Consider the following 21688-nt stretch of genomic DNA (forward strand, 5'->3'; position numbering starts at 1 on the left):
AGATTACCGAGCCCCCGGCGGCAGCCGCCGGGGCGCCCAAAACTAATCGGAAGTCCGCAAAACGGATGGCAGCAGCAGCCAGCCTGGCCGGCGCCAGGACACGAGCCGCGAATACAGCCAGATATAGACGGCGGCGAACACCACCAGGCTGGCGCAAAGCGCCCAGGCGTTGTCCCACCAGATGGTCGCGGGCACCAGGCCGATCAGGGCCAGCACCCACATGTAAGGCGAGGCCAGCGCATTGCACAGCGCGGGCACCGCATGCCGCCGGCCGCGGCTGAACGTGACCCGCACCAGACGGCGGAACACCAGCTGGTGCAAGTGCAGCGCATCCGGCTGGTCCACGGGCACGCCGCGCTTGAAGCGCCGGCGCCAGATCGAAAAACCGGTTTCGAAGACGGGATAGAACAATACGGCCAGCGCGTAGAACGGCGACACCGAAGGATTGCGCACCACCAGCAGCACGGCCAGCTCGGCCAGCATGAAGCCCAGGAAGTACGCGCCGCCATCGCCCAGGAACACGCGCCCGAACGGGAAGTTCCAGACCAGGAAGCCCAGCGTGGCCGAGGCCAGCGCCGCCGCCACCAGGAAAATCGGCACGTCGCCCACTTGCAGCGCCACCAGGCTGATCGAGACGGCCATCAGCGTGGCCACCATGCCGGCCAGGCCGCTCATGCCGTCAACGATATTCAGCGCGTGCGTACAGCCGCCCACCGCGAACATGGTGAACAGCAGCGACACCGGCCAGAAGGACAGCACGTAATCCACCGGCGCCATCCCCACGCGGCTGACGCCGCCCAGCAGCCACCAGGCGATCGCGGCCGACAGGAAGGCAGCCAGCAGGCGCTTGCTGGCGCCGATGTCCTTGGTGATGTCTTCGAGCAGGCCTGCCACGAACACGGGCAGCGCCGCAACGAACAGCGCGGGCCACAGCCAGGTCAGTGTCATGTTGCTGGGTCCGAGGACCAGCAGGCCCGCCAGCGTGCCCGCGAGCACGGCCAGCCCGCCGACGCGAGGCGTGGCGCGGGAATGGTTGGCTTGGGGCTTGTTGAGGTCGCTGTCGCCGGTGAAGGCGCCATGCCAGCGCTCCGACGCCACGATGAGTCCCCCCACCATGAATGCGACCACGCAAATGTACAGCCAGGTCACCGAGTCACCTCTGGTTGGTCTATCGAGACAGGCCCGCCATTATCGGTGGCAGGTGTAACGCCCATATATGGGAGGAATAAGGAAGTGCAATTCACCGGCACAGAACGTAACGCATTGCGCCATGTCGCCAGTCCCAGGCAGAAACTGTCATTTGGCAGGATCGCCAAGGCGAAACCGCGCAGGCGCGGAAATAGGGGTTTCATGGAACAATTGTAGAACTTTCCGCCCTGACGCACGCGAAATATCCAAGGGAAAACGCGAAGGCCGCCCTCTGACGGAAGTGCCAGGCAGGGCTACAGGCGATACTCCGCCACAGCTAAATGGGGACACACCAAAAACATCGAAAAAAAAGCCCGAGATCGTGAGATCTCGGGCTAAATCCACCAAAGGAGGAGGGTGGAGGAGACAACCGTGGCATGTTGGGAGCTGGCCTTCCGCTCGCTACGCTTTCGGGGTTTTGCACCGCGCCGACTGCGTTTCAACATCCGATGTATGAATAGTACCGAGGTTTTTTGTGCGATGCAAGAATTTTTTTAGCCTGTCGCGCAAGAGATTTTTCGCGTTGCAAATTTGCCGCAAAGTCCTGGACTCCCCTCTGGAAACCCGCGCCAATCAATGGCTATTCCAAAAACAGGGTTTTTGCCAAATGGGTAAACCCGCCCGGGGCTTACCCTAGCCTCTATCGGGTTATCCCGCTCTGGATTTTGCACCGAGATGGTGCGTCCGGCACCAACTTGCAGCTATTTTTGCGCATTGCAACATTTCACGTTTCAGGCGTATCAGACCCAGTAAGCGGTGGTCGTCATGACCTTCGACATGGCCCGCATCGCGGCCTTTACCGGCGCCGGCAAAGGAACACCGCCCGCCGCTTCCGCGCTGGCGCGATGCTGCGCCTCGTCCTCTTTCATCTTCTGCACGATCTGGCGCGAGCGCTCGTCCTGCACCGGCAAGGTGCGCAGATGTTCTTCCAGATGCGCTTCGACCTGCTTTTCGGTTTCCGCCATGAAACCCAGGTTGCGCGGCACGCCGGCGTAGCTGGCCAGCACGCCAAGCGCAAACGAACCCGCGTACCAGACCGGATTCAGCAGGCTGGGGCGGCTGCCCAGTTCCGTCAGCCGCTGATTGCACCAGGCCAGGTGGTCCACTTCCTCGGAGGCCGCGTTCAGCAGCAGGGCTCGGGGCGCGGGCTCTCGGCATACCGAAGCCTGGCCCCGGTACAGCGCCTGGGCGCAGACCTCGCCCACATGATTCACCCGCATCAGGCCGGCCGCGTGGCGCTTTTCCTGGGCCGACAGGGCTTGCGGCGCCTCGTCGGCAGTGGCCGGATACGGGCGGCCGGCAGTGGCGCTGCCGGACAGCACCCGCAACGCGCGGTCGGCCTCGGCCAGCAGCGCATCCACGGGGCTGATGCGGCGCAGGAAGGAAACGGGGCTGGGGCGGGACAGAGCGGTGGACATGGGACAACTCCTCGGCAAGGCTGGCACGCACACCCCTGATGCGGGGCGGGGCTCTCATGCCCGGAATTGTACGCAACAGGTATCATCAGCCATTGACAGCGCTCAAGCTCAAGGACACGACAATATGGAATGCACGATCGACTGGGGCGGCCCGAACGGCATGCTCTTCACCGCCAGCACCGGCAGCGGCCACGTGGCCGTCATGGACGGCGCCGTGGACGGCGGCGGGCACAATCTGGCCCCCCGTCCCATGGAAATGCTGCTGGCCGGTACCGGCGGCTGCACCGCCTACGACGTGGTGCTGATCCTCAAGCGCGGACGCCACGCCGTCAGCGGCTGCAGCGTCAAGCTCCAGGCCGACCGCGCCGATGCCGACCCCAAGGTCTTCACCCGCATCCATTTCGCCTTCACCGTCACCGGCCGCAACCTGCCGCGCGCCGCGGTCGAACGCGCAGTGCAGCTGTCGCACGAAAAATACTGCTCGGCCTCGGCCATGCTGGAGAAAACCGCGGCGCTGACCTTCTCGGTCGAGATCGTCGACACGCAGGAAACGCCCGCCGCGGCCTGAACCGCGCCCGCGTGGTGTAATTCGTCTATCCGTAACTTATAAGAGCCGCCGCGATCCGTTCGCGGCGGCTGTCTGCGTCACCCGCCGGGCGAGCGTGCGCAAGGACCGCCATGAAACAATACCTGGACCTCGTTCAATCCATCCTGGACACCGGCGCGTGGCAGGAGAACCGCACGGGCATACGCACCCTGAGCATGCCGGGCGCGTCGCTGCGCTTCGACCTGCAGAAGGGCTTCCCCGCTGTCACCACCAAGAAGCTGGCCTTCAAGTCCGCCATCGGCGAAATGGTGGGTTTCTTGCGCGCCTCGCGCAGCGCGGCGGAATTCCGCGAGCTGGGCTGCAAGGTCTGGGACCAGAACGCCAACGAGAACAGCCAGTGGCTGGCCAACCCGTACCGCGAAGGTCCCGACGACCTGGGCCCGGTCTACGGCGTGCAATGGCGCCAGTGGCCGGCCTACAAGATGCTGGACGCCAGCCGCTCGGCGCAGATCGCCGACGCCCTGTCGCGCGGCTACACCAAGGTCGCCGATCTGGAGGAAGGCGGCGCGCCCAAGGTGCTGCTCTACAAGGCGGTGGACCAGTTGCGGCAATGCCTGGACACCATCCACGAACGGCCGGGCGACCGCCGCATCCTGTTCCACGGCTGGAACTGGGCGCAGATCGAGGAAATGGCGCTGCCCCCCTGCCACCTGCTCTATCAATTCCTGCCGAACGCGACCACCCGCGAAATATCGCTGTGCCTGTACATCCGTTCCAACGACGTCGGTTTGGGTACGCCATTCAACCTCACGGAAGGCGCGGCCCTGCTGCATCTGGTTGGCCGACTGACCGGCTACACGCCGCGCTGGTTCACCTATTTCATCGGCGACGCGCACATCTACGAAAACCACCTGCCGATGCTGCGTGAGCAACTCACGCGCGAGCCCTACGAAGCGCCCACGCTGGTGCTGTCGGACCGCATTCCCGATTTTGCGGTCACCGGACGCTACGAGCCCGAATGGCTGGAGAAGGTGGAACCAGGCGACTTTTCGTTGTCGGGCTACACCCATCACGCCCCCCTCACCGCCGCCATGGCCGTGTAGACAGTGGCTGCCTGCGCGCCCTGGGCCGCAGGTGAAGATTGGTGAGCTTCTGGAAGCGCGTTTTCGGTATAACCCATCCCTTAGCCATGGGCGCGCGTCCAGAAATGCCCGCGCGCCATTGCTTCCGACCGGCACCTGCCGCGCCGTGCCTGTCGCTCGCAGCGAAACCGGGCCGTTCGCCCGGCAGCGCCGTCCGCAGGCGTTGCTCAGCCGCACTCCCCTTCCCAAAAAGAGAGCACGTGTATCACCAGCGTCGACCGCCGAATTCTGTCTTGCGACCGACTTGCAACCATAGACTACCAATTGAATTGATATGAAGCCCGCGCGGCGGCAGCATGCGCCAAGGACAGGACCCTACCAATGCTCGTCGGAACTTATAACCCTTCGCTCGTCCTCGTATCTCTAGGAGTCGCCATCCTGGCGTCCTACACGGCGTTGGGCATGGCCAACCGCGTCAGAGCCTCGAACGGGTTGCCCAGCGCGCGCTACTGGCTGGCGGGCGGCGCGTTCGCGATGGGCGTGGGCATCTGGTCCATGCATTTCGTGGGCATGCTGGCCTTCAGCCTGCCCATTCCCATGGGTTACGACCTGCCGCTGACCGTCCTGTCGCTGGTCATCGCCATCGGCTGCTCCGCCTTCGCCCTGTGGACCGTGAGCAAGGACGAGCTGCCGCGGCGGCGGCTGGTGATCGGCGCCCTGCTCATGGGCGCTGGCATCGCGGCGATGCATTACCTCGGCATGGCCGCCATGCTCATGGAGCCCGGCATTGTCTATGACGCCAAATGGTTCGCACTGTCCATCGTGATTGCCGTGGCCGCCTCCGGCGCGGCGCTATGGATCACCTACCGGCTGCGCCACGGCGGCCCCCGCGTGGTCTGGTCGCGGCCGCTGGCGGCAGCGATCATGGGCATCGCCATCGTCGGCATGCACTACACCGGCATGGCCGCCGCCGGCTTCCCCGCGGGCAGTATCTGCATGGCGGCCAACAGCGGCATTTCGGCCGGCTGGCTGGCCATCGCCGTGACCGCCGTGACCCTGAGCGTGCTGGCCATCGCCCTGCTGGTCGCGGTGCTGGACAACCGGCTGGAGGCGCGCACCTCGGCCCTGGCTTCATCGCTGGCCGAGGCCAATGAAGAGCTGGTGCAACTGGCGCTGCACGACACGCTGACCAAGTTGCCCAACCGCATCCTGCTGGAAGACCGGCTGGAGCAGGCGATCGAAAGCGCCAGCCGGCGCAAGGGCTATTTCGCGGTGCTGTTCTTCGACCTGGACGGCTTCAAGGCGGTCAACGACGCGTACGGACACCACACCGGCGACGCCCTGCTGATCGACCTGGCGCAGCGCATCCGCCAGACCTTGCGCACACAGGACACGGTGGCGCGCCTGGGCGGCGACGAGTTCATCGTACTGAGCGAAGTGGTCGAACCCACCGACGCGGCCAATGTGGCCGACCGTCTCATCGACGCCATCGCCCGCCCCGTCACGGTCTACGGGCATGAGGTGATGGTGACCTCGAGCGTGGGCATCGCCATCTATCCCAACGACGGCCAGGACACCCACGCCCTGCTGACCAACGCCGACGCGGCGATGTACCACGCCAAGCGCCTGGGCGGCACTGGCTACAGTTTCTTCGAACCGTCCATGAACGCGGACGCGCACGAGCAGATCGAACTGCTGCACGACCTGCGCCTGGCGCAGGAACGCAACCAGCTCGTGCTGCACTACCAGCCCAAGTACGAAGCGCCCGCCGGCCCGATCATCGGCGCCGAGGCGCTGCTGCGCTGGAACCATCCGACCCGCGGCCTGGTTGGCCCGGACCAGTTCATCCCCACGGCGGAAAAGACCGGCCTGATCCTGTCCATCGGCGAATGGGTGATCAACGAGGCCTGCCGCCAGATGCGTGAATGGATCAACGCGGGCCAGGGCCACTGGACCATCGCCGTCAATATTTCAGCGTTGCAGTTCGCCCACGCCAGCCTGGTGGAAACGGTGCGCTCGGCCTTGGAACGCCATGGCGTGCCGCCGGCCTGCCTGACCTTGGAAGTGACCGAATCCACCGCCATGCGCGACGCCGAGGCCAGCCTGGCGGTGCTCAAGCGCCTGTCGAACCTGGGCGTGACGATTTCGATCGACGACTTCGGCACCGGCTATTCCAGCCTGCTCTATCTGAAGCGGCTGCCGGCCACCGAGCTGAAGATTGACCGCGGCTTCGTCAACCAGCTGGAAAACGACAACGAAGACGCGGCCATCGTGTCGGCCATTGTCGCGCTGGCGCAGCAGCTCAACCTGCGCATCGTGGCCGAGGGCGTGGAAACGCCGGCGCAGCAGAAGTTCCTGACCGGCCTGGGCTGCGATTCGCTACAGGGCTTCCTGCTGGGCAAACCCATGCCCGCCACCGAATTCCTGGAACACGCGGTCGACTGAGCGGCCGGCGCGGCGCAAGCCGCCGCGCAAATTTGCTACGCTTGCCGTAGCCAACCGGCCGAACTCCAACCGTCCCGACCCCGCATGCCCGCCAGCCTTACCCTCATCGTCGCCTATTCCACCAATCGCGCCATCGGGCGCGACAACGCCCTGCCCTGGAAACTGCCGGGCGATCTGGCGCATTTCAAGCGCAGCACCCTGGGCCACCCCATCATCATGGGCCGCAAGACCTGGGACTCGCTGGGCCGGCCGCTGCCCGGCCGCAGCAACATCGTGATCAGCCGCAATCCCGATTTCAGCGCCGCGGGCGCCATCGTGGCACCGTCGCTGGAAGCGGCGATCCAGGCCTGCGGCGACATCGACGCGGCCTATGTGATCGGCGGCGCGCAAATCTACGCGCAAGCCCTGCCGCTGGCGCAACGCGTGCTGGCCACCGAAGTCCGCGCCGAGGTCGAAGGCGACGCCTTCTTCCCCTTGCTGCCCGCCTTTCAATGGAAGGAAACGGCGCGCGAAGCGCAGCCGGCCGAAAACGGCTACGAATACGATTTCGTGACTTACGAGCGGCAGTGACTCAGGCGGCCGCCCCGGCGTTGCGCATGAAACGCCAAAGGGCCGGCGCTTCCGAGTAGGCCACGTTGAAGCGCACCCAGGGCGTATCGGCCTCGTCCGCCTCGAAGTAAGACCCGGGCGCCAGCCAGATCCCGTCTTTCAGCGCCAGTTCCGCGAGTCCGTTGGCGCCGCGTTCGCGCCATTGCCCGGCCACCTTGGCCCACAGGAACAGGCCGCCTTGCGGCCTCCCATAGATCTCGAAACCATGCTGCGCCATCAGCTCGCCCACGCCCGCATGGGCCTCCGCCAGCCGTTCGCGGGTGCGGGCGATGTGGGCGCGGTAGCGGCCCTCGCGGATGACCTGGTGCACGATGCGCTCCATGATCTCCGGCGAGGTCAGGCCCACCGCCATCTTGGTGCGCGCGATGTCGCGCGCCAGATCGCGGTGCGCCACCACATAACCCACCCGCACCGACGGACTGATGACCTTGGAGTAGCCACCCAGGTAGACCACGCGCCGCGCCCCGTCCAGGGCGGCCAGCATGGGCGTTACGCCGGGCGCGAGCTCGCGCGAGATATCGTCTTCCACCACCCACAAGCCGTGCCGCTCAGCCGCCTGCAGGATGCGGAAGGCATTGGCCATGCTGATGCTGGCGCCCGACGGGTTCTGCAATGCGGTGTTGACGACCAGCGCCCTGGGCCGGTGGCGAGCCACCACCGCTTCCAGCGCCTCGCAGTCCAGCCCGTCCGGCGTGCGCGGCACGGACACCGCGCGCAAGCCGGCCAGACGCAGCATCTGCAGCAGATTGGCATAGGCGGGCTGCTCCACCACCACCGTGTCGCCTGGCCGCAGCAAGGTGCGTATCACCATGTCCAGCCCATGCGTCACGCCCTGGGTCAGCACGACCTGCGAGGCCTCGACCTCCATGCCCTGCGCGCTCAGGCTGGCCGCGATGGTCTCGCGCAGTGGCGCATAGCCATAAGGATGCCCGTAGTTCGCGATACGCATGGCCGGCACCCGCCCCATGTGACGCAGGGCCATGTGCAGCCCCTCCTCGTTCAGCCATTCGCCCGGCAGCCAGCCGCAGCCCGATTTGATCGGGATGGAATGGTCCGCGAAGATGTCCGACAGCAGCCAGCCGGCGTTCAGGCGCGGCGGCTCCCAGGACGGCGGCTGGACGGGGCGCGCCGGCGCGTCCGGCGTCGCGACCCGATAGCCCGCGCCCGGCCGCGCCGCCAGCCAGCCCAGCGATACCAGCCTGCTGTAGGCGCTGGCCACGGTGAAGGTGCTGACCTCGTAGAGGCGCGCAAACTCGCGCACCGAAGGTAGGGACATACCCGGACGCAGCGTCTGTTCTTCGATGGCGCGCAGGATGGCGGCGACCAGCTGCTCGACCAGGGTCGGCGCCTGTCCGCGGCCACGGGCGCGGTTGGGCTGGAAATCGATCACGGAGATAACTGTACAGTTGTGTCGTTCATAACTATACAGTTAGCCGCATTTGCGCGGATCGTATATTTTCATTCCCATCCGGACGCACCAGAATCGTTTCAATCCCGCTGGCTGCACAACCGTCGCCCAAGTCCAGCGCTTGTCCGTCCCCTGGAGCCGCCATGAACGCCCCCGACAAACTGCCCGACCTGTCCCACCTCTGGATGCCCTTCACTGCCAACAAGCAGTTCAAGGCGCACCCTCGCATGCTGGCGACCGCCAAGGGCATGTACTACACCTCGACCGACGGCCGCCAGATCCTGGACGGCACGGCCGGCCTGTGGTGCGTCAACGCCGGCCACGGCCGCGAGGAAATCGTCGCCGCGATCGCCAAACAGGCAGGCGTGATGGACTACGCGCCGGGCTTCCAGCTGGGCCACCCGCTGGCCTTCGAAGCCGCGACCGCCGTCGCCAGCCTGATGCCGCAGGGCCTGGACCGGGTCTTCTTCACGAACTCGGGATCCGAATCCGTCGACACCTGCCTGAAGATCGCCCTGGCCTATCACCGCGCCCGCGGCGAAGGCCAGCGCACCCGCCTGATCGGCCGCGAGCGCGGCTACCATGGCGTGGGCTTCGGCGGCATCTCGGTGGGCGGCATCTCGACCAACCGCAAGACCTTCTCCGGCGCGCTGCTGCCCGCCGTGGATCATCTGCCGCACACCCACAACATCGAGCAGAACGCCTATTCCAAGGGCCAGCCGGCCTGGGGCGCTCACCTGGCCGACGAACTGGAGCGCATCGTCGCGCTGCACGACCCGTCCACCATCGCCGCGGTCATCGTCGAACCGATGGCAGGTTCGACCGGCGTGCTGATCCCGCCCAAGGGCTATCTGGAAAAGCTGCGCGAAATCACCGCCAAGCACGGCATCCTGCTGATATTCGACGAAGTCATCACCGCCTACGGCCGCCTGGGCGCCGCCACGGCATCCGAGTTCTTCGGCGTCACGCCGGACATCATCGCCATGGCCAAGGGCGTGAGCAACGCCGCCGTGCCGGCCGGCGCGGTCGCGGTCAAGCGCGAAGTGCATGACGCCATCGTCAACGGCCCGGCCGGCGGCATCGAGTTCTTCCACGGCTACACCTATTCGGCGCACCCGCTGGCCGCCGCCGCCATCCTGGCCACGCTGGACATCTATCGCCGCGAAGACCTGTTCGGCCGCGCCCGCAAGCTGTCCGGCGCCTTCCAGGACGCCGCCCACAGCCTGAAGGGCGCGCCGCACGTCATCGACGTGCGCAATCTGGGTTTGGTCTGCGGCATCGAGCTGGCGCCGCGCGCCGGCGCTCCCGGCGCGCGCGCCGCCGAAGTCTTCCAGAAGTGCTTCGACAACGGCCTGATGGTGCGCTACACCGGCGACATCATCGCGATCTCGCCCCCGCTCATCATCGAAGAGGCGCAGATCGGCCAGATCTTCGAACAGATCGGCCGCATCCTGAAGGAAGTCGCCTGATCGTCCGCCGCCCCGCGAGGGGCGGTTTTTCGCCTGGGCGGCCGACGGCCGCCCTGTGGCATTTTTCAAAGCCCCAGATTCGAGCGTTCCCATGAAGAAGATCCCGCATTTCATCAATGGCCAGCACTACGACGGCCGCAGCAACCGCTACGCCGACGGCTTCAACCCCGCCACCGGCGAAGTCACCGCTTCCATTCCGCTGGCGTCGAACGACGAAGTCGCGCTGGCCGTGGCCGCTGCCAAGGCCGCGTTTCCGGCCTGGTCCGAAACGCCCGCGCTCAAGCGCGCGCGCATCCTGTTCAATTTCAAGGCGCTGCTCGACAAGCACCAGGACGAACTGGCCGAACTGATCACGCGCGAACATGGCAAGGTCTTCTCCGACGCCAAGGGCGAGGTCACGCGCGGCATCGAAATCGTCGAATTCGCCTGCGGCATTCCGCAGCTGATGAAAGGCCAGTACTCCGACCAGATCGGCGGCGGCATCGACAACTGGAGCATGCGCCAGGCCCTGGGCGTGGTGGCCGGCATCACGCCGTTCAACTTCCCCATGATGGTGCCGTGCTGGATGTTCCCGGTCGCCATCGCTTGCGGCAACACCTTCGTGCTAAAGCCTTCCGAGCGCGATCCCTCGGCGTCCGTGCGCCTGGCCGAACTGCTGGCCGAAGCCGGCCTGCCTGAAGGCGTGTTCAACGTCGTGCACGGCGACAAGCAGGCGGTGGACGCGCTGATCGCGCATCCCGACGTCGAAGCCCTGTCCTTCGTCGGTTCGACGCCGATTGCCGAATACATCTATGCCGAAGGCACCCGCCGCGGCAAGCGCGTGCAGGCGCTGGGCGGCGCCAAGAACCACATGGTGGTCATGCCCGACGCCGACCTGGACCAGGTTACCGACGCGCTGATGGGCGCGGCCTACGGCTCGGCCGGTGAACGCTGCATGGCCATCTCGGTCGCCGTGGCGGTGGGCGACGTGGCCGACAAGGTCGTCGAACGCCTGACGCCGCGCGTCAAGGCGCTGGTGGTCAAGGACGGCATGCAGGGCGATGCCGAAATGGGCCCGCTCGTCACCTCGCAGCATCGCGGCAAGGTCGTGGGCTACATCGAGGACGGCATCGCCGCCGGCGCGACGCTGGTGGTCGACGGCCGCGGCCTGAAGGTGCCGGGCAACGAAAAGGGCTTCTTCCTCGGCGGCACGCTGTTCGACCACGTCAAGCCCGCGATGAACATCTACCGCGAAGAAATCTTCGGCCCGGTGCTGTGCGTGGTGCGCGTGCCGGACTTCGCCTCGGCGGTCGAACTGATCAACGCCCATGAATTCGGCAATGGCGTGGCCTGCTTCACGTCCGACGGCGGCGTGGCGCGCGCCTTCGCGCGCCAGATCAAGGTCGGCATGGTCGGCATCAACGTGCCGATTCCGGTGCCCATGGCCTGGCATTCGTTCGGCGGCTGGAAGCGCTCGCTGTTCGGCGACCATCACGCCTACGGCGAAGAAGGCATCCGCTTCTATTCCCGCTACAAGAGCGTGATGCAGCGCTGGCCCGACAGCATCGCCAAGGGTGCGGAATTCACGATGCCCGTCGCTAAGTGAGCCCCCCCCGAAGCGCTGCGCGCTTCCCCCTCAAGGGGGGCGTCGCTGCGGACCGGCGGAGCCGGATCCGCGCGACCCCGCTTGGGACGATCTTGCCAGTTAGTTGCGTTGTGCCCGTTTGCAGCGGGAACTGAAATGGGCGCGGCGTAGCCGCGTCTTCCTCATATCAAAAACGACAAGGGGAATCCTGATGCGCATCGGGATAGGCGGCTTTCAGCATGAAACCAATACGTTCGCGCCTTCGCGCGCGGCGTGGGAAGATTTTGCCGAGAAAGGCGGCGGCTGGCCCAAGCTGGTCAGCGGGCCAGCGATGTTCCAGGCGGTGGCGGGCGCCAACATACCGGTGGCGGGCTTTATTGAAGCCATGGGGCGGCACACCTTGCTGCCCACCACCTGGGCCGCGGCCAGTCCTTCGGGACCGGTCACCAAGGATGCGTTCGAACGCATCAGCGCGATGATCCTGCAAGGCCTGTCGCAGGCGCTGCCGCTGGATGGCGTCTACCTGGATCTGCACGGCGCCATGGTCACGGAGCACCTGGACGATGGCGAAGGCGAACTGCTCGAGCGCGTGCGCGAGCTGGTGGGTCCGGACGTCCCCGTCGTCGCCAGCCTGGACTTGCACGCCAACGTTACCCGCGCCATGGTGCGCCACGCCGACGCGCTGGTCTGCTACCGCACCTATCCTCACATCGACATGGCCGAAACCGGGCAGCGCGCAGCCGAATTGCTGGCCAGGCGGCTGGCGGGCGCGCCGCGGCCTTGCGTGGCCCTGCGTGCGCTGCCTTATCTGATTTCACTGTGCTGGCAGTCCACCGATATCGAACCCTCGCGCAGCCTGTACCAGATGGTGGGCGACATCGAAACGCGCGGCGCGCTCAGCCTGTCGTTCGCCACGGGTTTTCCCGCAGCCGACTTCCCCGAGTGCGCCCCCACGGTGTGGGCTTACGGCGCGACCCAAGCCGAAGCCGACGCCGCTGCCGACGAAATGGCGCGCGCCGTGCTCAACGCGGAACGCGACTTCGGCGGCAAGCTCTACACGCCCGACGAAGCCGTGCAGGAAGCCATGCGGCTGACGCGCGACGCGCACAAGCCCGTGGTCATCGCCGACGCGCAGGACAACCCGGGCGCGGGCGGCAGCTCGGACACCACTGGCGTGTTGCGCGCCCTGATCCGGCACGATGCGCGCGACACCGCCATCGGCCTCATCGTCGACCCCGCGGCCGCGCTGGCCGCCCACCGCGCGGGCGCTGGAAACAAGGTACGCATTGCATTGGGTGGACACTCGGGTATTCCCGACGATGAGCCACTGAACACCGAGTTCATCGTCGAGAAAACTTCGGATGGACGCTTCGATACGCACGGCGCCTTCTATCGCGGCTTCCATATGGACCTGGGCCCCAGCGCCTGTCTGCGGATCGGCGGCGTACGCATCATCGTCGCCTCCAACAAGGTGCAGATGGCCGACCAGGAGATGTTCCGCTTCGCCGGCGTGGAACCGCAGCGCGCAGCGATCCTGGTGGTCAAGAGCTCCGCCCACTTCCGCGCGGATTTCACTGGCATCGCGGAAAAGATCCTGGTGTGCGCGGCCCCGGGTTCCATGCTGATGGATGCGGCAAAACAACCATGGACACGGTTGCGTCCCGGCATCAGAATGGCGCCTTGCGGACCTGTCTTTTCCGGCGGGTCCGCTACCGCCTGAAGCTCGCACGCCGCCACCGCGCGGCGGACCAACGACGCAGCGGCGCGATGGCGCCGCTCACTACGCATCAAGGGGAACATTCATGCTGAAGTACGTCCGAGCGGCCGCGCTGGCCGGCGCCACCATGATGATGGCTCACGGCGCCTACGCCGAGACCGTCATCAAGTCGGTGATGCACTCGCCTCTGCGCCTGACCGACCCGCACGCCACCACCGCGTACATCACGACGTGGCACGGCTACATGATTTACGACACCCTGCTGGCTACCGACGCCGACAACAAGATCCAGCCGCAGATGCTGGAAAAGTGGGAAGTCTCCCCCGACGGCAAGACCTACACCATGACCTTGCGCGACGGCCAGAAATGGCATGACGGCAAGCCGGTGACGTCCGAGGACTGCGTCGCTTCGATCAAGCGCTGGGCCGCCGGCGACGGCATGGGCCGCACGCTGCTGAAGTTCACCGACAAGATCGAAGTCATCGACGACAAGAACTTCCGCATCGTCATGAAGGAACCCACGGACCTGGCGCTGCGCGCCCTGTCCAAGCCCACCGGCACCGCGCCGTTCATGATGCCCAAGCGCATCGCCGAACAGGCCATCGGCCAGCCCATCACCGACATGACCGGTTCGGGTCCGTTCAAGGTCATCGAATTCAAGCCGGGCGTGAAGACCGTCTACGCCAAGAACGCCGACTACGTGCCGCGCAAGGAGCCCGCCAGCGGCCTGGCCGGCGGCAAGGTCGTCAACGTCGACAAGGTCGAATGGGACGTCATGCCGGATGCGCTGACCACCGCCAACGCGCTGCTGGGCGGCGAGATCGACTTCGTCGAGCAGTTCCCCTATGACCTGCTGCCGATGATCGAAGGCAACAAGGATCTGAAGGAAGAGTCGCTCAGCCCGGTCGGCTACTTCACGATGTACCGCTTCAACTTCAAGTACCCGCCCTTCAACAACAAGAAGGTGCGCCAGGCCGCGATGTACGCCATCGGCCAGGAAGACGTCATGAAGGCGCTGGTCGGCAATCCGAAATACTGGAAGACCTGCGCCTCGCTGTGGGGTTGCGGCACGCCGCTGGAAAGCGACATCGGCAAGGACATGGTGGTGCCGTCCAACATCGAGAAGGCCAAGGCGCTGCTGAAGGAAGCGGGCTACGACAACACGCCCATCCTGGTCATGCACGCGACCGACGTCGGCACGCTGTCGGCCCAGCCGGTGGTGATGGCGCAGGCGCTGCGCAAGGCTGGCTTCAACGTCAACCTGGCCGCGATGGACTGGCAGAGCGTCGCGACGCGCCGCGCCTCGAAGGCTGCGCCCGCGGAAGGCGGCTGGAACATCCACAACACCAACTGGTACGCCACGGACGTGATGGACCCGGTCCGTTCCGCCCCGGCCGCGGCCAACGGCGACAACGCCTGGTTCGGCTGGCCCGACTTCCCGCAGATCGAAGAGTTGCGCACGAAGATGGCGCTGACCTCCGACCCCGCGGAACAGAAGAAGATCGCCGAGGAAGTGCAGCGCATCGGCATCGATGAAGGCCTGTACGTGCCGCTGGGCCAGATGTCCGTGCCCACCGTCTACTCGACCAAGCTCTCGGGCCTGGTGCACGCGCCGGTGTTCGCGTTCTGGAACGTCAAGAAAGCCCCTTGATGGGCAAGTAGTTCAGGGGGAAATACATGCTGGCATTTGTCTCACGCCGGCTCCTCGCGACCATCCCCGTTCTGGTGATGGTCGCGGTGGTGGTCTTCGCGATATTGCGTTTCAGCCCGGGAGATCCGGCCATCATCATGGCGGGCGACGGCGCCACGCCCGAGCGCATCGTCCAGATACGCCAGACGATGGGCCTGGACCAGCCGGTCATCAAACAGTTCTTCATCTGGGGCGGCAAGCTCCTGCAAGGCGACCTGGGCACCTCGCTCATGTCCGGCGTGCCGGTCACCAAGCTGATCGGCCAGCGCCTGGAACCGTCGCTCAGCCTGGCGGTGCTGACCTTGGTGTTCACCCTGCTCGTCGCCATTCCGCTGGGCGTGCTGGCCGCATGGCGCCAAGGCAAGCTGCTGGACCGCGCCGTGATGGGCTTCTCGGTGCTGGGATTCTCCGTGCCGGTCTTCGTCACGGGCTACGTGCTGATCTGGCTCTTCGCCATCAAGCTGGGCTGGTTCAACGTGCAGGGCTACGCGCCGCTGGCCAAGGGTTTCTGGCCTTACCTGCACCGCCTCATCCTGCCATCGCTGGCGCTGTCCACGGTCTACGTGGCGCTGATCGCGCGCATCACGCGCACCAGCGTCATCGAGGTCATGGGCGAGGATTTCATCCGCACGGCGCGCTCCAAGGGCCTGGGCGAAACCGGCGTGCTGCTGGGCCACGCCCTGCGCAACGCCGCCGTGCCCATCGCCACGGTGGTGGGCCTGGGCATCGCGCTGCTGATCAGCGGCGTGGTCGTGACGGAATCGGTGTTCAACATCCCCGGCCTGGGCCGGCTGGTGGTGGAAGCCGTGCTCGCGCGCGACTACCCCGTCATCCAGGGCCTGACGCTCTTCTTCGCGTTCGTCTACGTGTTCATCAATCTGGTTGTCGATTGCGCCTACACGGTGTTCGACCCGCGAATCAGGTATTAACGCCATGCAAACGCCAACCGATGCCGCCGCGCAAGCGGCCGCCGATCTCCCCGGAGGCGGCACGCCCCAGGCTACCGCCTGGCGCCAGATCCGCCAGGGACTCAAGAGCTGGCCCGTGATGCTGGCGCTGATCGTGCTGGTGGCGGTCGTCGCCATCGCGCTGTTCGCACCGCTGCTGGGTACGGTCGATCCCACTTCCATCAACCCCGGCGCGCGCCTGAAGCCGCCCTTCTCCGACTACCTGCTGGGCACCGACGCCTTTGGCCGCGACGTCTGGTCGCGCGTGGCCTACGGCGCGCGCATCTCGCTGATCGCGGGCCTGGGCGCGGCGCTGGTCAGCGTCGCCATCGGCCTGGTCATCGGCGTGATCGCCGGCTGGTTCCGTTCGCTGGACGGGCTGATCATGCGCACCATGGACGCCATCATGGCCATCCCCGGCATCCTGCTGGCGATCGCCCTGGTGTCGGTCACGGGCGCCAGCATCACCACCGTGCTGGTCGCCATCACCATCCCGGAAATTCCGCGGGTGGTGCGGCTGGTGCGCGGCCAGATCCTGACCGTGCGCGGCGAACCCTATGTCGAAGCCGCGCTGGCCCTGGGCACGCCGCTGCCGCTGCTGCTGTGGCGCCACATGGTGCCCAGCACCATCGCGCCGCTGACGGTGCAGGGTACCTATGTGTTCGCCTCCGCCATGCTCACCGAAGCCATCCTGAGCTTCCTGGGCGCGGGCATCCCGCCCGAGATCGCCTCCTGGGGCAACATCATGTCCGAAGGACGCATGTACTTCCGCATGCTGCCCGGCCTGATCCTGTTCCCCGGCCTGTTCCTGTCGCTGACCGTGCTCAGCGTGAACATCCTGGGCGACACCTTGCGCGACGCGCTGGACCCGAAAATGGTGCGCAGGATCTGATGCCGATGACCTATTCCCCCACTCCTCCCGCAGGCGATACCTCCACCGCCATCCTGGCCATCCGCAACCTCTCGGTAGAAGTCGCCGGCGCCGGCAACCGCGTCGTGCGCAACCTGAGCCTGGACGTGCATGCCGGCGAAACCGTGTGCGTCGTCGGCGAATCCGGCTCCGGCAAATCCGTCACCTCGCTGGCCGTCATGGGCCTGCTGCCTCCCGGCGTGCTGGGCGTCAGCGCGGGTTCGATCCGCGTGGAAGGCGAAGACGTGGTCACCGCCACGCAGCGCCGCCTGCGCGAGATGCGCGCCACGCGCATGGCCATGGTGTTCCAGGAGCCCATGACCGCCCTGAACCCCGTGCACACCGTGGGCAAGCAAGTCGACGAGGTGCTGCGCCTGCACCGCAAGCAGATGTCGGCCGCGGACCGCCGCGCCAAAGTGCTGGACATGTTCCGGTCGGTGCACCTGCCCGACGTCGAGCGCATCTTCGAGGCCTATCCGCACCAGCTGTCGTGCGGCCAGCGCCAGCGCATCGTCATCGCCATGGCGCTGATCCTGGAACCCAAGCTGCTGATCGCGGACGAGCCGACCACGGCGCTGGACGTCACCACGCAGAAGCAGATCCTGGCGCTCATCAAGGAACTGCAGGTCAAGCACCAGACCGCCGTACTGTTCATCACCCACGACTTCGGCGTGGTGGCCGAGATCTCCGACCGCATCGTGGTGATGAACCGCGGCGACCTGATCGAAAGCGGCACGCGCAACGAGATCCTGGCCGAGCCCAAGCAGTCCTATACCCGCCGGCTGGTGTCGTCGGTACCCAGCCTGGTGCCCTCGCGCCGCGAGGCGCCGGCCGGCATGCCGGTGCTGCACGTCAAGGGCCTGGGCCGCACCTACGGCACCAAGAGTTCGCTGTTTTCGCGCCAGGCTGCGCGCAACGTGATCGCGGCCGCCGACGTCAACCTGACGCTGCGCAAGGGCGAGATCCTGGGCATCGTGGGCGAGTCCGGCTCGGGAAAATCCACCGTGGCGCGCTGCATCGTGCGCCTGATCGAACCCACCGCGGGCCACATGATGATGGGAGGCGAAGACCTCAGCACCTTGTCCGGCTCGGCGCTGCGCCCGGTGCGCCGCCGCATCCAGATCGTGTTCCAGGATCCGTACCGTTCGCTGAATCCGCGCCGCACCGTCGGCGAATCCATCATCGAGGGCCTCTTGAACTTTGGCGTGGCCCGCGAGCAAGCGCTCAAGCGCGCCGGCGAAACGCTAAGCGTCGTGGGCCTGAGTCCCGACGCGATGAACCGCTATCCCCACCAGTTCTCCGGCGGCCAGCGCCAGCGCATCTGCATCGCGCGCGCCCTGGTCATGGACCCCGAGATTCTGGTGGCCGACGAAGCCGTGTCCGCCCTGGACGTATCGGTGCAGGCGCAGGTGCTGGAATTGCTGGAACAGGTACGCCAGCGCACCGGCGTGGGCGTGCTGTTCATCACCCACGACCTGCGCGTGGCCGCGCAGATCTGCGACACCATCATGGTGATGCAGCGGGGCAAGGTCGTCGAGACCGGCTCCGCCGAAACCGTGCTGACCGAACCGCGCCACGAATACACACGGGCCCTGATCGACGCCGCCCCCGGACGCGACTGGGACTTCCGCAACTTCCGGCCGGTCGCGGCCGGCCTGGGCCACGCCGCCGCGCCCTGAAACGCGCGCAGCCTGTACACACACTGGAACCGCAATGCCGCAACCGCATGAACTGTCCGCCGTGGAGCTGCTCCAGGCCTACCGCGACAAGACGCTCTCGCCCGTCGAGGTCACCCGATCCGTGCTGGACCACATCGCGCGCTGGGAACCGCAGCTGAAGGCCACCTACGCGCTGGATGCGGACGGCGCTCTGGCGCAGGCCCGCGCCTCCGAAGCCCGCTGGATGAAAGGCGAGCCGCTGGCGACCGGCGGGCACACGCTGGACGGCGTTCCCGCCACCATCAAGGAAAACATCGCCACGCGCGGCGTGCCAGTGCCGCTGGGCACGGCAGCGACGGAATTGAAGCCTGCCGCCGCCGATGCGCCGCCAGCCGCCCGCATGCGCGAGGCCGGCGCCGTCCTGCTGGGCAAGACCACCATGCCCGACTTCGGCATGCTGTCCTCGGGCCTGTCCAGCTTCCATGAACTGACCCGCAACCCCTGGGATCTGACCAAGAACCCGGGCGGCTCCAGCGCCGGCGCGGGCGCCGCGGCGGCCGCCGGTTACGGCCCGCTCCATATCGGCACCGATATCGGCGGCTCCGTGCGCCTGCCGGCGGCCTGGTGCGGCATCGCCACGCTCAAGCCCAGCCTGGGCCGCATCCCCATCGACCCGCCGTTCATGGGCCGCTGCGCCGGCCCCATGACGCGTACCGTCGCCGACTCGGCGCTCATGCTGGGCGTGCTGTCGCAGCCCGACGCGCGCGACCACATGAGCCTGCCTTACCAGGACTTCGACTGGCTGGACCTGGAACTCGACCTGCGCGGCCTGCGCATCGGCCTGCTGATGGACGCGGGCTGCGGCCTGCCGCTGGATCCTGAAATCCGCGCCGCGGTCGAGGCCGCGGCCCGCTCGTTCGAGGCCGCCGGCGCCATTGTGGAGCCGATGCAGCCCTGGATGACGCCCGCCATGCTGGAAGGCGTGGACCGCTTCTGGCGCACGCGCTCGGCCGTCGACCTGTCGGCCTTGCCGCAGGCGCGCCGCGACAAGATCCTGCCCTTCATCCGCACCTGGGCGGAAAGCGGCGGCGGCCAGTCCGGCGAGGCCGTGTTCCGCAGCTATTACGAAACCATGAACGTGCGCGCCAAGACGGTAGCGGCTTGCGCGCCCTACGACTACGTACTTTCGCCCGTGGCCCCGGTGGTCGCCTACAACGCCGAATGGCCGTCGCCCACCAACGAGGTCGCGACCACCATGCACCACATCGGATTCACGCTGCCCTACAACATGAGCGAGCAGCCCGCGGCGTCCGTCAATTGCGGCTATACCAAGGCCGGCCTGCCCATCGGCCTGCAGATCGCGGGCGCGCGCTTTGACGACCTGGGCGTGCTGCGCATGGCGCGCGCCTGGGAAGCCATGCGGCCTGAACAACACCCCTGGCCCCAGCCTCCCCGGGCTGCCTGAACGATCCTCAACAGCAAACCCACAGGAATTCCCATGCGTTGGCTTTTGGCAATGATCAAGCACGAGACGAATACGTTTTCGCCCGTGCCTACCCCGCTTGAACGCTTCTTCCGCGGCAATCCCGAGATCCTGGCCGGCGAACGCGCCATCAAGGCTTACGAGAACACCGACAGCGGCCTGGGCGGCTATATCGAAGTGGCGCGGCGCGAAGGCGCCGAGATGGTCGTGCCCGTGGCGGCCGAGTCCTGGCCCAGCGGCCCCGCCAGCGCCGAAACCCACGAACGGCTGTGCAAGCTGGTCCTGGACGAGGTCCAGCGCGGCGGCTACGACGCCATCCTGCTCGACCTGCACGGCGCCATGGTCGCCGAAGGCGTCGAGGACGCCGAGGGCGACCTGCTGCGCCGCCTGCGCGAGATCGATCCGCACACGCCCGTGGCGGTGACGCTGGACATGCACGCCAACATCTACGACGACATCGTCAAGCATGCCACGGTCATCACGGGCTTCCATACCTATCCGCACGTGGACATCCGCGCGGCCGGGCTGCGCGCCGCGAACGTGATCGCGCGCACCCTCAAGGGCGAGATCAAGCCGGTCATGTCCTGGGCCAACAAACCCATGCTGCCGCACATCATGTGCCAGGGCACCCACGCGGCGCCCAACCAGCCGCTACAGGAACGCTGCAAGGCAATGGAAGCCGGCGGCGTCCTGGCCGCTTCCGTCTTCGTGGGATTCCCGCACGCCGACATTCGCGAAGCCGGCCTGAGCGCGGTGGTCTGTACCGACGGCAACCTGGCCGAGGCGCAGCGCCACCGCGACGAGCTGCTGGACCAAGCATGGAACGGCCGCGCCGACTGGGTGTTCCACCCGGAGCCGCTAGCGCCCACCATTGCTCGCGCCAAGGCCATCGAACAAGGCCCGGTCGTGCTACTGGACCACTACGACAATACCGGTTCCGGCGGCACCATGGACACCACCGCCGTGCTGGCCGAAGTGCTGCGCCAGGAACTGGAGAACGTGGTCTTCTACGCCATTTGCGACCCGCAGGCCGCACTCGAGGCGGCTGCCGCAGGCGTGGGCCAGACCATCACGATCCAGCTCGGCGGCAAGCTGGCCATGCCCGCCATCAAGGAACCCAGCGAGCCGCTGGAGGTCACCGGCCGCGTCAAGCTGGTGTTCGACGGCGTCTACCTGAACCGCGGCCCCATGTACCGCGGCGTGCGCAACGACACCGGCCTGACGGTCGTGATCGACACGGGCCGCGTGGAAATCGTGGTGGTTTCCCGTCACCAGGAGCCGTTCGACATCAATTGCCTGCTGTCGGCCGGCATCGATCCGCTGCAAAAGCGCTATGTCGTGCTCAAGAGCCGCGTGCACTGGCGCGCGGGCTTTTCCGACATGGCGACGCAGGTCATCGAATGCACCGGCGTGGGGGTGACCACCTCGGACTACGGCCAGCTTGATTTCAAGCACGTGCGCCGGCCCATCTATCCCCTCGATCCGATGTAGACCCGGCCGCCGCGCCCACCCCGGAAAGCCGGCGCAACTGCGCCGGCTTTCATTTTGAAATC

The 21688-nt window shown here is 66.6% G+C and carries 16 protein-coding genes; 13 read left to right on the forward strand and 3 right to left on the reverse strand.

Features of this window, described 5'->3' with window-relative positions; all coding sequences use genetic code 11:
• Nucleotides 1-42: 42 nt before the first annotated feature.
• Entirely contained in the window at nucleotides 43-1149 is a 1107-nt protein-coding gene (locus tag ACZ5YA_RS17100) for an MraY family glycosyltransferase (RefSeq protein WP_464090944.1), read from the reverse strand.
• A 779-nt stretch (nucleotides 1150-1928) separates the two neighbouring features.
• The gene (coq7, locus tag ACZ5YA_RS17105) at nucleotides 1929-2606 is read right to left on the reverse strand and encodes a 2-polyprenyl-3-methyl-6-methoxy-1,4-benzoquinone monooxygenase (RefSeq protein WP_013396216.1); all 678 of its coding nucleotides are present in this window, start codon (nucleotides 2604-2606) and stop codon (nucleotides 1929-1931) included.
• 124 nt (nucleotides 2607-2730) lie between these two features.
• On the opposite strand from coq7, the gene ACZ5YA_RS17110 reads away from it, so the two are divergent.
• From ACZ5YA_RS17110 to ACZ5YA_RS17125, 4 genes are all read left to right on the forward strand, one after another.
• Nucleotides 2731-3174, forward strand: coding sequence for an OsmC family protein (locus tag ACZ5YA_RS17110; protein WP_088142589.1), 444 nt, complete (start codon nucleotides 2731-2733; stop codon nucleotides 3172-3174).
• 110 nt (nucleotides 3175-3284) lie between these two features.
• Nucleotides 3285-4256 carry a thymidylate synthase gene (locus ACZ5YA_RS17115; protein ID WP_464090945.1) on the forward strand — a complete coding sequence of 324 codons (972 nt, stop codon included), beginning with the start codon at nucleotides 3285-3287 and terminating at the stop codon, nucleotides 4254-4256.
• A gap of 360 nt (nucleotides 4257-4616) precedes the next feature.
• Nucleotides 4617-6680, forward strand: a complete 2064-nt coding sequence (locus ACZ5YA_RS17120) for a putative bifunctional diguanylate cyclase/phosphodiesterase (protein ID WP_118931381.1) — start codon at nucleotides 4617-4619, stop codon at nucleotides 6678-6680.
• A gap of 84 nt (nucleotides 6681-6764) precedes the next feature.
• Nucleotides 6765-7250, forward strand: coding sequence for a dihydrofolate reductase (locus ACZ5YA_RS17125; protein ID WP_059371322.1), 486 nt, complete (start codon nucleotides 6765-6767; stop codon nucleotides 7248-7250).
• 1 nt (nucleotide 7251) lies between these two features.
• Here ACZ5YA_RS17125 and ACZ5YA_RS17130 read toward each other — a convergent pair whose 3' ends face one another.
• Nucleotides 7252-8679: an aminotransferase-like domain-containing protein gene (locus ACZ5YA_RS17130; RefSeq protein WP_118931382.1), complete on the reverse strand. Its 1428-nt coding sequence runs from the start codon at nucleotides 8677-8679 to the stop codon at nucleotides 7252-7254.
• 161 nt (nucleotides 8680-8840) lie between these two features.
• On the opposite strand from ACZ5YA_RS17130, the gene aptA reads away from it, so the two are divergent.
• From aptA to ACZ5YA_RS17175, 9 genes are all read left to right on the forward strand, one after another.
• A complete protein-coding gene (gene aptA, locus ACZ5YA_RS17135) occupies nucleotides 8841-10166 on the forward strand; it encodes an omega-aminotransferase AptA (protein WP_280015798.1) in 1326 nt (441 codons plus the stop codon).
• Nucleotides 10167-10257: 91 nt separating this feature from the next.
• The gene (locus ACZ5YA_RS17140) at nucleotides 10258-11751 is read left to right on the forward strand and encodes a CoA-acylating methylmalonate-semialdehyde dehydrogenase (protein ID WP_059371319.1); all 1494 of its coding nucleotides are present in this window, start codon (nucleotides 10258-10260) and stop codon (nucleotides 11749-11751) included.
• A gap of 190 nt (nucleotides 11752-11941) precedes the next feature.
• Nucleotides 11942-13450, forward strand: coding sequence for a M81 family metallopeptidase (locus ACZ5YA_RS17145; protein ID WP_464090946.1), 1509 nt, complete (start codon nucleotides 11942-11944; stop codon nucleotides 13448-13450).
• A gap of 82 nt (nucleotides 13451-13532) precedes the next feature.
• Nucleotides 13533-15098, forward strand: a complete 1566-nt coding sequence (locus ACZ5YA_RS17150; protein ID WP_054451985.1) for an ABC transporter substrate-binding protein — start codon at nucleotides 13533-13535, stop codon at nucleotides 15096-15098.
• A 26-nt stretch (nucleotides 15099-15124) separates the two neighbouring features.
• The gene (locus ACZ5YA_RS17155) at nucleotides 15125-16066 is read left to right on the forward strand and encodes an ABC transporter permease (RefSeq protein WP_059371317.1); all 942 of its coding nucleotides are present in this window, start codon (nucleotides 15125-15127) and stop codon (nucleotides 16064-16066) included.
• A 4-nt stretch (nucleotides 16067-16070) separates the two neighbouring features.
• Nucleotides 16071-16976 (forward strand): ABC transporter permease, encoded by a 906-nt coding sequence (locus ACZ5YA_RS17160; RefSeq protein WP_464090947.1) that lies wholly within the window; start codon nucleotides 16071-16073, stop codon nucleotides 16974-16976.
• A gap of 5 nt (nucleotides 16977-16981) precedes the next feature.
• A complete protein-coding gene (locus ACZ5YA_RS17165; RefSeq protein WP_464090948.1) occupies nucleotides 16982-18673 on the forward strand; it encodes an ABC transporter ATP-binding protein in 1692 nt (563 codons plus the stop codon).
• A gap of 34 nt (nucleotides 18674-18707) precedes the next feature.
• Nucleotides 18708-20117 (forward strand): amidase, encoded by a 1410-nt coding sequence (locus ACZ5YA_RS17170; protein ID WP_464090949.1) that lies wholly within the window; start codon nucleotides 18708-18710, stop codon nucleotides 20115-20117.
• Between the two features lie 33 nt (nucleotides 20118-20150).
• The gene (locus tag ACZ5YA_RS17175; RefSeq protein ID WP_059371313.1) at nucleotides 20151-21626 is read left to right on the forward strand and encodes a M81 family metallopeptidase; all 1476 of its coding nucleotides are present in this window, start codon (nucleotides 20151-20153) and stop codon (nucleotides 21624-21626) included.
• Nucleotides 21627-21688 lie beyond the last annotated feature (62 nt).

The sequence above is a fragment of the Achromobacter sp. JCM 18799 genome (assembly GCF_055395645.1).

Coding starts and splice junctions, on each gene's coding strand:
- ACZ5YA_RS17120 (WP_118931381.1), top strand. CDS start 4,617: ATGCTCGTCGGAACTTATAACCCTTCGCTCGTCCTCGTATCTCTAGGA.
- ACZ5YA_RS17145 (WP_464090946.1), top strand. CDS start 11,942: ATGCGCATCGGGATAGGCGGCTTTCAGCATGAAACCAATACGTTCGCG.
- coq7 (WP_013396216.1), bottom strand. CDS start 2,606: ATGTCCACCGCTCTGTCCCGCCCCAGCCCCGTTTCCTTCCTGCGCCGC.
- ACZ5YA_RS17125 (WP_059371322.1), top strand. CDS start 6,765: ATGCCCGCCAGCCTTACCCTCATCGTCGCCTATTCCACCAATCGCGCC.
- ACZ5YA_RS17175 (WP_059371313.1), top strand. CDS start 20,151: ATGCGTTGGCTTTTGGCAATGATCAAGCACGAGACGAATACGTTTTCG.
- aptA (WP_280015798.1), top strand. CDS start 8,841: ATGAACGCCCCCGACAAACTGCCCGACCTGTCCCACCTCTGGATGCCC.
- ACZ5YA_RS17110 (WP_088142589.1), top strand. CDS start 2,731: ATGGAATGCACGATCGACTGGGGCGGCCCGAACGGCATGCTCTTCACC.
- ACZ5YA_RS17115 (WP_464090945.1), top strand. CDS start 3,285: ATGAAACAATACCTGGACCTCGTTCAATCCATCCTGGACACCGGCGCG.
- ACZ5YA_RS17170 (WP_464090949.1), top strand. CDS start 18,708: ATGCCGCAACCGCATGAACTGTCCGCCGTGGAGCTGCTCCAGGCCTAC.
- ACZ5YA_RS17140 (WP_059371319.1), top strand. CDS start 10,258: ATGAAGAAGATCCCGCATTTCATCAATGGCCAGCACTACGACGGCCGC.
- ACZ5YA_RS17155 (WP_059371317.1), top strand. CDS start 15,125: ATGCTGGCATTTGTCTCACGCCGGCTCCTCGCGACCATCCCCGTTCTG.
- ACZ5YA_RS17150 (WP_054451985.1), top strand. CDS start 13,533: ATGCTGAAGTACGTCCGAGCGGCCGCGCTGGCCGGCGCCACCATGATG.
- ACZ5YA_RS17160 (WP_464090947.1), top strand. CDS start 16,071: ATGCAAACGCCAACCGATGCCGCCGCGCAAGCGGCCGCCGATCTCCCC.
- ACZ5YA_RS17165 (WP_464090948.1), top strand. CDS start 16,982: ATGACCTATTCCCCCACTCCTCCCGCAGGCGATACCTCCACCGCCATC.